Here is a 10,149-nt window from a genome sequence, read left to right on the forward strand (position 1 = left end):
GCTCCATTGCTGTTCACCGCTGGGGGGCTCTATGAGACCTACCCCACATCAATAACCAAACCCGTGGGCACCATTCCCCTCCTGATATATCAACTAATCCAGAGCCCAAGCCCTCAGGATCACGCGACCGCATGGGGTGCCTCCCTCGTCCTGATGGTGATTTTCATCGCCGTTTTCATCCCCTTAAGGATGAGCCTTAAGGAGGTGAAACTGTGAACTTCGCAATAGAAACTGTTGACCTGAATGTCTACTACGGCCAGAACCACGTAATAAAAGATGTCAACCTGCAGATTCCGGAGAAGGGTATTTTCGCCCTTATGGGACCCAGCGGCTGTGGGAAGAGCACGATGCTCAGGACTTTCAACAGGCTCCTTGAGTTGAAAGAGGATACCCGGGTCGAGGGGGAAGTTCGTCTCTTTGGAAAGAATATATACTCCCCAGAGGTTGACCCTATCGAGGTTAGAAGACAGGTGGGCATGGTCTTTCAGTATCCCAACCCCTTTCCCCACATGACGATATACGAGAACGTCGCCATCGGGCTGAAGCTCAACGGGCTTGTAAAGTCAAAAGAAGACCTGGACAAAAGGGTGGAGTGGGCACTCAAAAAAGCGGCCCTATGGGACGAGGTTAAGGATCGCCTGAACGACTACCCCCGCAATCTGAGCGGTGGTCAGAAGCAGAGGCTTGTGATAGCGAGGGCCCTAGCGATGAAGCCAAAAATACTTCTAATGGATGAACCTACTGCCAACATTGACCCAGTCGGGACGGCCAAGATAGAGGAGCTTCTTTTTGAGCTAAAGGAGGACTATACGATAGTTTTAGTTACCCACCTACCTGCCCAAGCCGCTAGAGCCAGCGATTATGTTGGTTTCCTGTATCTGGGTGAGCTAATAGAGGCGGGTCCAACGAGAAAGGTGTTTGAAAGCCCGGAGCATGAACTAACTGAGAAATACATCACGGGTGCCCTGGGGTGATAGGATGAGAAAACTCCTCGATATGGGAATTGAACAGCTTAAAAAACTCATAAGGGAAATGGGAAACAATGCCCTATCATCCCTCCAGCGGGCAAGTAAGAGCCTCGGTGGAGAGGGTGATTCCATAGCAGATATATCGAGCGAGCTTCACATCCTCCATGGAGAGGTGCTGAACATCGCAACAGAGCTACTCGTCCGCTACTCGCCGGTGGCAGGCGACCTGCGCTTCATCCAGAGCGCCATAGACGTCTCCTACGACCTTTACAGGATCTCTCGATACGCTATGGAGATAGAGAGAACGGCCAAAGTTGTAGGGCCTTTTGAGATGACGCCACTCCTGAGTAGGGGCTTTAATCTGACACTAGAAGCGCTTAAGACCGCAGTAGAGGCCTTCGAGAACCTCGACGAGGTAGCCACCGGAAGGCTCCTTGAACTCGACAGGGAGATAGATGACCTTTATATACAATCCCTACAGGGAATAAAGAACCCAGAAAAGTGCTCACCGGTGGAGGCACTCATCATGAGGCACCTTGAGAGGATAAGTGACCATGCGAAGGACATAGGGGCACAGGTTATTTACATTAAAGAGGGGAAAAGGGTTTAGTAGACTTCTTTTTTTAAAACCCCTATTCCCTCTATCCAAGCCTCAATCTTGTCACCGTGCTTCAGTGGGCCGACTCCGGCGGGAGTTCCCGTGGCTATTATGTCGCCCGGTTCGAGCGTCATGATGGAGCTTATGTACTCTATTATCTCCGGAACCTTGATGACCATCTCACTCGTCCTCCCGAGCTGTCTCAGATGGCCGTTCACCTTCAGGCCTATCTCCAGGTCGTCTATCCCCAGCCCTCTTTTATCAGCAATTCTTGGCCCAACCGGCGCGAAGGTGTCGAAGCCCTTTGAGAGAGCCCAGGGAAGACCCTTCCTCCTCGCCTCAGCCTGAAGGTCTCTCGCGGTGATGTCCAGCAGAATCGTGTAGCCTAACACGTAGTCCATCGCCTTCTCTGCCGGAACCCCCTTCGCGCGCTTTCCGATTATGACAGCGAGCTCAACCTCGTGATCAACACGCTTACTCATCCTCGGCAGGATTATCGGCTCCCCGGGGCCAATCAGAGAGCTCGGTGGCTTCAGGAAGAAAACCGGCCTTTCGGGGACATCGCTCTCCATTTCCTTTGCGTGCTCGACGTAGTTCTTGGCTAAGGCAATTATCTTGCTGGGTCTGACCTCGTAGTATGAATCTCTAAATGGGAGCCTGACCATATGACCACCGCTTATCTTCCGGTGTGTCGGGTTAAAACTTTTCCCTACGAGAGAAAAAACGAAAAAGATACTTATGAAAGAAAACTTGGAGTCAGTTAACGAAAACCGATATCCCTTTAATCGTTGTCTGAAGCTTAGGATTCAGGATGAAGTCGCCGGAGTCAACAACTATCCTCGCCGGCCGCTTATCCAAGACGAAGCTCATCTCGCCAAGCCCATTCCTGACCCACACTCTCTTCTTTCCAATGACAGTCCCGCTGGAGTCGTAGACCGCAACCTCTATGGGCATCGTGAAGCCCGAGGAGTCAACGAGCCTGAAGGCCAGCCGGTATGTGGAGCCGTTTTCGAGCTTCAAATTCTGGACGTTGTAGTTGGGAACGAGGTTCGTTTTGAACCATTCGTCAAAGAACCAGCCCAGCCTCTGACCGCTCACGTTCTCAAAGACTCTCTGCAGAGTTCCAACGTCCACGCTGTTGGCTCGGACCCTACGGCTGTACTTCCCGAATATCACCCGGTAAGCCTTAACAATGCTCTCGTTTCCGATGACTGCTGACAGGGAGCGGAGGACGAAGAAGCCCCTGCCAAAGACGATGTTTTCAGATTCATTACCTGATATTGCCTGAGCCAGCGTCAGGTTGGACGTATAACTGAGAGCATAGGAATCCATGAAGTTAACGAATTCTTGGGCATACTGCGGGTTATTTTCCTTCATGCTGACGAAGATGGGCCACATGCCTAGGAAGTTCACGAGCGATGGAGATAAGAAACTCCTCGACCACAGGAGCCAGTTCTCGTACAGGACGTAGAACACTGAAGAGTAATCCAGGTAACGCTTGAGGTAAACGGCGTTCTGGGTGAGTGAAGCATAGGAATTGGCTAGGTAAGGGTGCTGTACATACCACACCCTTCCCTTTGCATCGTAGCCGGTGTATTCCGCGAAGGTATTGAGTCCTATCCGGGTAACGTTGACGAGTTTCTCGTAGGTGTCTCCCGAGTACCAGTTCCCGAGGAAGACCATGGTAACGTTGAAGCCCCTAACAGAAACGTTCTTGACCACCAAATCGGGGTAGATGTAGGCATATCTAAGATTGCCCAGCTCATTAAACTTCTCCAGGGTTCCACTGCCCGAGAAGATGCCGTATGCTGGAATAACGAGATTCTCACCGGGGATACTGTAGTGCAGGTTAAGACTGAGGTTATGCACCACCGGGACGGCGCCAAGAATCACCGGGACGGCGAGGGCCCACTCGGGATTGTACATGGAGATGTATTTTCCGTAATCGAACCTTGAAATCAGGGTCAGGTTGAAAATCGACTCGTTTACCGGAATCCTGTAGAGAACGAGCCAGCCGGAGTGTGGATAGCCGAAGTGGCCTCTGTAAATCTTGGGATATGCGTGGACTTCAACGGGGGATGAAGCAAGGTCAACGACCTTTCCGTTCACGATGACCGTGATGTTTATAACCGAGGGCTTTTCGTTGGGCACCTCCTCCAGAACCTCGATGGCCTTTGCCTTGCCGTTCCTCATCACGCCCGTGAAGTTCACGGTAACGATGCCCTTTGAGTAGGTAACGTAGAGGTTCCCTGTATACGCTCCCATTTCCCTCCAGTGGAAGTCTATATCCCTGATGGTGGCCCCATTAATTACCTTCGCATTCTTATATTCCCACGGGGGCACCGAGTGTGAGGTGGTTGAAGTTTTAACTTGGGAAGCGGTGGCAGTCTGCGAAACCTCCGAGGGAGTACTCGTTGATGTTGTGGAGGTTTTCCCTCCGATACAGCCAGACACTAAAACAACAAGGATTATAATCACAGCCAGAATGGGTCTGGAACCCACATTTACCACCGAGTAAAAGTTAGAAGAGAGTATAAAAAGGTTACCCTTTCAACGCCTCCGGAACCGCCCTGTCCCACTGCTCTCTGGCGAGTTCACCAGTGTACTTGAACTTCTCGACCTTCTTCTCGGCTTTCTTTCTGCGCTCCTGGTGCTCCTTGAGGAAGTCCTGAACCTTCTTGATGAGGTAGCGCTTGCACTCCCCGCAGGTCAGCTCTCCGGCTTTGCACGCCCTATAGCGCTCCATCAGCTTCTCGTCATCCGGTTCAAAGAATATCTCAAGCCACTTGAAGACGACGCACCTGTCGGGGTTTCCGCCCTTTTCCCTCTGCTCCCTAAGAGTTGGCTGGCCACCGGTTAAGGCGAACTTCCATATCTTTTTGCCAGCCTCCTCCGGGTCGTCGGTTAGGTAAACGGCCGTTTCCGGTTTGCTCGCGCTCATCTTACCGCCGAGGCCGGTCAATCCAGGAACAAACTTGGAATGTATAGCGGCTGTCTTGTAGTAGCCGAGGCTCTCTGCAAAGTCCCTCTGCAAGCGCCAGTAGGGGTCCTGGTCAATTGCCGCTGGTATTAAACAGCGCCTCTTCTCGAAGAAGGTAGGCGCCGCCTGTATCGCCGGGTAGAAAATCATCCCAATCTTGCTCTGTTCGCTGAAGCCGAAGACTGCTCTGGCCATCGAGAAGTTTATCTTCTTCGCTATGGGAAGGGCCATCTCGTATATCTTCGTGAACTCGCTGTTCTGGAAGATGAAGGTCTTGTCTGGGTCAAAGCCGACAGCTATTATATCGAGGATGTTTTCGTAGGCCCAGCGCTTGGTCTCGTCAAAGCTCAGCTTCTCCTTGAAGAGGAACTTCTCATCGTCGGTTATCTGGATGTAGAGATTCACTCCAAACTTCTCCTGGAGCCACCTAGTGGCGAAGAAGGGGATTATGTGGCCAATGTGCATAGGCCCGCTCGGACCCCTCCCAGTGTAGAGGAAGAAGCCTCTCCCATTCTCATAGTCGACAAGGATTTTGTCGTAGTCCCTATGAGAGAAGAAAAAGCGCCTCCTGAAGTATATCGGAAGTTCGCTCTTGGTAAGTTCTACCGTCTTCTCAATAAGCTCGTCCGTCAGCGGGCTGGTTCCAAACTGTTCTATCAGCTTCGCGTAATCCACAACGCCTTCAACGTCCCATGGCGTGACCTTAAACTCCTCCATTCAAAGCACCTCCGTTTCCAGTGGAAACGAAACTCCAGATTAAGGCGGTCGAGAAGAGAAACTCATGAGTGCCAAAAGCGACCACCGCGCATGGAGGGGGAGAAGGAAGTGGAGAATTTAAAGTTTTTGCCTTCTGCAATTTGGGACAAGGGATAAAAGGTCTCTCGGAAAGGGAGAAACATGCCAAGCAGGGAATCGGAGGGAACGCTGTTAGCTTTAATCGTCCTTCTTCTCTTAAGCCTTGAGCCAGTGGTGATAAAGGCCAATCCTGTCAACCCCTTCGCCTTTGCCTCAACCGCGTCGCTCTTCGCCTCCTGCATCCTCTGGAAGCCGCTACTCGCAACGGGGAAGACGGGTGAAATCAGAGAAAAACCGGGAGAGCTGAAGAAGACATTCCTCACCGGTCTCTTTGCCACGGCCATAGCCTACTCCCTCTTCACCTATGGAACAAAGATGAGCACGGCAATAAACTCAGCCATACTGACCCGCTTCGAGGTTTTCTACTCCTTCCTCATCGGATGGCTCTTCCTGAGGGAGCGAATAACCACCAAGGGTACTTTCTCGGCCTTTGCCCTCGTCTCCGGCGTCTTCCTCGTCGTCACCGGCGGGAAGGGCGTGAAGGTAAGGGAGGGTGATATCCTGCTCCTCTTAACTCCCCTCTTCTGGCAGATCGGCCACGCAATAGCCAAGAGAACCTCTTATTCCCCCCTGACAATAGCGACGCTGAGGAACACCTTTGGAGGCCTCCTGCTCCTCATCCCGGTAGTTAAGACGGGCTTCGCCTTCACGCCCTTAGCTTTAGCGGAGGGTGCTATAATAGCCCTGACCCAGTCCCTCTGGTATTACTCGATAGCGAGGATAAACCTCTCCAAGGCCACCGCAATCCTCACCCCTTCGCCGGTTCTGTCAGTTATAGTCTCAATGGTTCTCCTCGGAGAGAGGGTCACCGTTTACCACATCGCCGGTCTAACCCTGATAATAGCCGGAACCCTTTTGGTGGCCCTTGAGAAGAGCGAGAGGAGGTGAGCGAATGAAGCTGGTCATCCTCGGCTCTGGCTCCTACAGCGGGACGCCGAAGCCGCTCTGCAACTGCGAGAACTGCTCAAGGGCTAGGACAAACCCCCTCCTCAGAAGGACGAGGTTCTCGCTCTATTTTGAGAGAACGCTCATCGACCCGAGTCCAGATTTACACTACCACCTTGGGAGACTCAACAGGAGGGTCGAGAGGGTTTTCATAACCCACGCCCACTTCGACCATATAGCGGGTTTTCCCGAGCTTCAGGTCTTCAGAGAGCTTGATGTCTATTCCCATAGCCAGGGAGTTGAGACGGCAAAACGCCTCGCTTTGCTCTTCCTCGGTGGAGCTTCCCCTGACGGCAGGACATGGCGCTACCACGGGATTCCCTTCAACGAGTGGGTTGAGCTCGGCGGTATGGTCTTCTTCCACTTCAGGACCGTCCATCAGCCCATAGAGAACGCAGGTGGCTTTGTTTTCGATGTTAAGGGAAGGAAGATAGCGGTGACCGGCGACACCGGGCCTGAAATACTGAAGGATGGAGATGCAATTAGAGCCATGGAAGGGGCTGACCTGCTCATAGCCGAGATGACCCACAGGGAGGCGATACCAAAAGCCCACCTTGGGGTTAAGGAAGCTATAGAGCTGGCTAAGAGGGTTGGAGCCGACTATACCGTCTTCGCCCACATAAGCCACAGCAACTACACCCATGAGGTTCTTGAAAAGAAGGTACGGGAAGCGGGAGTGGTTGGAGAAGTCGCGAGGGACTTCACGTGGGTTGAGGTTTAGGGAGATAAGTTGTAGAGGTCAAAGTCAAGAGGGGAGAAGCCACTTTGGTTGGAGAAGGATTAAGTGGACTTAAAGTTTTTTCCAAGAATTATATATAACCATGCTTAGAAAACCCAAAGCTCCTCTTTTCATTAAAGCCCAAGAAGAGAATGAAGATTCCAGGGGGCAGAGAGATTAGGGTAAAGGTAATCCCCCGGAGCATCTCCGGGAGGACATTTGGGGTTATAAAGCTCAGCAAGGAGGAGATTGAGGATGAATGGTAAGGACAACGTGTTCTTTGGCTCCAACGTCCTCATATACCACCCGGACTTCTGCCAAACAATGCCCTTATAGCTTCAACCTCTGAATTCTAAGGATTGCCACGTTCGATGATGACTTCAAAAGGGTAGCCGGACTCCAGATATTGAGGAAATGAAGAAAGAGAAAGGATTTAAAGTTCTTTATTTTCCCTCAACCACTCGCCATACTTAACGAGGGCATAAACTGCATCAACGCCGTCCTCGACTGTCCCGTAGACCGGAATACCCCTCGTCTCGATGTTCCTGGCCATCTTGTGGGGATAATCTCCACCTGGGGCAACGAAGACTATCGGCTTGCCATAATCTTTCATTCTCGCAACCGCCTCAACGATTCCCTCATCCAAAGCTGGACTCTGGAAGAGGGCTATGACGACGAGCAGATCAACGTTCTTGTCCTCCAGGGCGTACCTCATGGCAACCTCGTATCTGCTTGAGGGGGCATCGCCAATAACGTCTATCGGGTTCCTGTAGCTCATGTGCTCCGGGAGCTTTCCTTCCTCGATATCTTTTCTAAAGCGCTCGTTGGTCTCCTCAGTGAGCTCCGCCAGCTTCATCCCGCGCTCAAGCAGGCCGTCGCTCATCATAACCCCCGCTCCACCACCGTTGGTAACTATGGCAACCCGATCACCCCGGGCAGGGTTCTGCATGGCCAAGGCCTTGGCGTAGTTGAAGAGCTGGCGCATAGTTTTGGCCTCTAAAACACCTGCCTGCTCAAATGCCGCCTGGTAGATCCTGTAGGAGCCAGCCAGAGAGCCGGTGTGTGAAGCGGCAGCCTTTGCTCCCGCCTCCGTTCTGCCACTCTTAAGTATAACAACCGGCTTCTTGAGGGTGACCTCCTTAGCGGTGTTGAAGAACTTCCTGCCGTCCTTGACTCCTTCGATGTAGCCGGTGATGACACCTGTCTTCGGGTCGTCACCGAGATAGGTCATGAAGTCGCTCTCGTCTAAGTCGGCCATGTTGCCGAGGCTGATGAACTTGCTCATGCCTATCTTTTCTCGTGCCGCCCAATCGAGGATTGCGGCACCAAAGGCCCCGCTCTGGCTCATGAAGGCGACCTTTCCGAAGAGTGGCCTGGCCTGTCTCTCCGGAGGATTGAAGTTGCAGTCGAAGCCGTTCTCAAGGTTGGTGACGCCGAGGCAGTTCGGGCCGACGACTCTGATCCCCCATTTCCTGGCCCTCCTGACGAGCTCTTCCTCAAGGTCGGCCCTCCCGGCCTCCTTGAAGCCGGCGCTTATGATGACCGCTCCCTTGACACCCTTCTCACCGCATTCGTCTATAACATCCGGTACGAGCTTCGCAGGAACCGCTATAACCGCAACGTCCACCTCGTCCGGAATGTCTTTTATGCTCCTGTAAACTTTGAACTTTTTCCCATTTACCTCTATCTCACCACCCTTGACGTTGACGGCGTAGACCTTCCCACCAAAGCGGAGCGTTATCGAGTGCATTATTGCGTTCCCGACCTTCCCCTGGATGTGGGATGCGCCGATGACGGCGACGCTCCTCGGGTAGAACAGGAAGTCGAGGTTTTCCCCCTCCATCGTACCACCTCCGAAGCTTTTTCGGCAGTTCATATTTAAGCCTTCCCGATGGACTTTTTATCCGGACTTTCTTAAGGAGACATCCCTTTACGTATATAAACCTTTGTGGGAGGGAAAAGGTTAAATGCAGATGAACGTTAAAAGTTCCATTAGAACGTTAAAATGGGGTGGGACAGATGACTAAAGTTAAGGTTATCACAGACCCGGAAGTAATAAAACTCATGCTTGAGGACACGAGGAGGAAGATACTGGCCCTCCTGAGGAACAGGGAAATGACGATTTCCCAGCTCAGCGAGATCCTTGGAAAGACCCCCCAGACGATATACCACCACATCGAGAAGCTCAAGGAAGCCGGCCTCGTCGAGATCAAGAGAACGGAGATGAAGGGCAACCTTGTGGAGAAGTACTACGGCAGAACGGCGGATGCCTTCTACATCAACCTCTACCTCGGCGACGAGGAACTCCGCTACTTCGCCCGCTCAAAGCTGAAGACCAAGCTTGAGATATTCAAAGCCCTTGGGTACGAGTTTGATGAGGAGGAGCTACTCAACACCATGGACAGACTCCTTGAGAAGGAGCACGAGTATAAGACGGAGATATCCAAGGAGATAGAAGCCAACGAGGAAAAGCTGAAGGACTTTTCAGACGAGGACATAATCCACGCGATAGAGTGGCTTGCGATGGCCAGGATGGGCCGTGATGATGAGTTCATCTCCCTCGTCCGCAGGCTGGGAGAGATACTCGGGATAGAGCGGTGAGGAGAATGGCAAGGGGGATAAGGCTTCTTGTGCTGGACGTTTTGAAACCCCACCAGCCGATAGTGACCGAGCTGGCCCTCGGTCTGAGCGAACTTGAGGGCGTTGAGGGGGTAAACATAACCCTCGTCGAGATAGACAAGGAGACGGAGAACGTCAAAATAACCATAGTCGGGGATGACCTGGACTATGACGAGATAGTCAGGACGATAGAGGAGTTCGGCGGCGTCGTCCACAGCATAGACATGGTCGCCGCCGGAAGGAAGATCATCGAGGAAGAGGAAACCCCACAGGACAAGCTGGAGGAGTGAGTTTTGAAGGAGGTCATAATAATAACCGAGCCGGAGAGGGTGAGGGTTCTCTCGGATGACACCAGGTTTAAAATCCTCCAACTATTGAGACAGAGACCCATGACGATTAAGGAACTCAGTGACGCTCTTGAAAGGGACAGGACCACCATTTACAGGCACATTAAAATTCTCGAGAA

General features: G+C 52.3%; 11 protein-coding genes and 2 pseudogenes. 9 read left to right on the forward strand and 4 right to left on the reverse strand.

Annotated features, from left to right (window positions below):
- The 3 genes and pseudogenes from MVD07_RS02340 to MVD07_RS02350 form a co-directional block, all read left to right on the forward strand.
- A pseudogene (locus tag MVD07_RS02340) lies at positions 1 to 216 on the forward strand (phosphate ABC transporter, permease protein PstA); the annotation flags it as partial.
- Positions 213 to 974, forward strand: coding sequence for a phosphate ABC transporter ATP-binding protein (locus MVD07_RS02345; protein WP_297498124.1), 762 nt, complete (start codon positions 213 to 215; stop codon positions 972 to 974). The pseudogene MVD07_RS02340 and the gene MVD07_RS02345, both read left to right, overlap by 4 nt.
- A 4-nt stretch (positions 975 to 978) precedes the next feature.
- Positions 979 to 1,578, forward strand: coding sequence for a phosphate uptake regulator PhoU (locus tag MVD07_RS02350; protein WP_297498126.1), 600 nt, complete (start codon positions 979 to 981; stop codon positions 1,576 to 1,578).
- Here the strand turns inward: MVD07_RS02350 and MVD07_RS02355 are convergent.
- The 3 genes from MVD07_RS02355 to MVD07_RS02365 form a co-directional block, all read right to left on the reverse strand.
- Positions 1,575 to 2,231, reverse strand: coding sequence for a fumarylacetoacetate hydrolase family protein (locus MVD07_RS02355; protein WP_297498129.1), 657 nt, complete (start codon positions 2,229 to 2,231; stop codon positions 1,575 to 1,577). The two genes, MVD07_RS02350 and MVD07_RS02355, sit on opposite strands and share 4 nt — an antisense overlap.
- A gap of 91 nt (positions 2,232 to 2,322) precedes the next feature.
- Positions 2,323 to 4,077: a hypothetical protein gene (locus MVD07_RS02360; protein WP_297498132.1), complete on the reverse strand. Its 1,755-nt coding sequence runs from the start codon at positions 4,075 to 4,077 to the stop codon at positions 2,323 to 2,325.
- Between the two features lie 31 nt (positions 4,078 to 4,108).
- A complete protein-coding gene (locus MVD07_RS02365; protein WP_297498135.1) occupies positions 4,109 to 5,263 on the reverse strand; it encodes a tryptophan--tRNA ligase in 1,155 nt (384 codons plus the stop codon).
- A gap of 180 nt (positions 5,264 to 5,443) precedes the next feature.
- Here MVD07_RS02365 and MVD07_RS02370 point away from each other — a divergent pair, with 180 nt between their 5' ends.
- The 3 genes and pseudogenes from MVD07_RS02370 to MVD07_RS02380 all read left to right on the forward strand — a co-directional run.
- Positions 5,444 to 6,289: a DMT family transporter gene (locus MVD07_RS02370; RefSeq protein WP_297498138.1), complete on the forward strand. Its 846-nt coding sequence runs from the start codon at positions 5,444 to 5,446 to the stop codon at positions 6,287 to 6,289.
- A 4-nt stretch (positions 6,290 to 6,293) separates the two neighbouring features.
- A complete protein-coding gene (locus MVD07_RS02375; RefSeq protein ID WP_297498141.1) occupies positions 6,294 to 7,067 on the forward strand; it encodes an MBL fold metallo-hydrolase in 774 nt (257 codons plus the stop codon).
- 143 nt (positions 7,068 to 7,210) lie between these two features.
- Positions 7,211 to 7,330 (forward strand): annotated as a pseudogene (locus MVD07_RS02380) (antitoxin); the annotation flags it as partial.
- Positions 7,331 to 7,497: 167 nt separating this feature from the next.
- On the opposite strand, the gene MVD07_RS02385 reads toward MVD07_RS02380, so the two are convergent.
- On the reverse strand, positions 7,498 to 8,907 hold the full coding sequence (locus tag MVD07_RS02385; protein ID WP_297498144.1) for an acetate--CoA ligase family protein: 1,410 nt from the start codon (positions 8,905 to 8,907) through the stop codon (positions 7,498 to 7,500).
- A gap of 176 nt (positions 8,908 to 9,083) precedes the next feature.
- Between MVD07_RS02385 and MVD07_RS02390 the strand changes: the two genes are divergently transcribed.
- From MVD07_RS02390 to MVD07_RS02400, 3 genes are all read left to right on the forward strand, one after another.
- Positions 9,084 to 9,665 carry a winged helix-turn-helix domain-containing protein gene (locus MVD07_RS02390; protein WP_297498147.1) on the forward strand — a complete coding sequence of 194 codons (582 nt, stop codon included), beginning with the start codon at positions 9,084 to 9,086 and terminating at the stop codon, positions 9,663 to 9,665.
- A gap of 5 nt (positions 9,666 to 9,670) precedes the next feature.
- Entirely contained in the window at positions 9,671 to 9,973 is a 303-nt protein-coding gene (locus MVD07_RS02395; RefSeq protein WP_297498150.1) for a DUF211 domain-containing protein, read from the forward strand.
- A gap of 39 nt (positions 9,974 to 10,012) precedes the next feature.
- Positions 10,013 to 10,149: winged helix-turn-helix domain-containing protein (locus tag MVD07_RS02400; protein ID WP_366078442.1), on the forward strand; the 137-nt coding region annotated here is incomplete at its 3' end.

Origin of the sequence: Thermococcus sp. (assembly GCF_027008145.1) — an archaeon.
Lineage (GTDB): Archaea > Methanobacteriota_B > Thermococci > Thermococcales > Thermococcaceae > Thermococcus.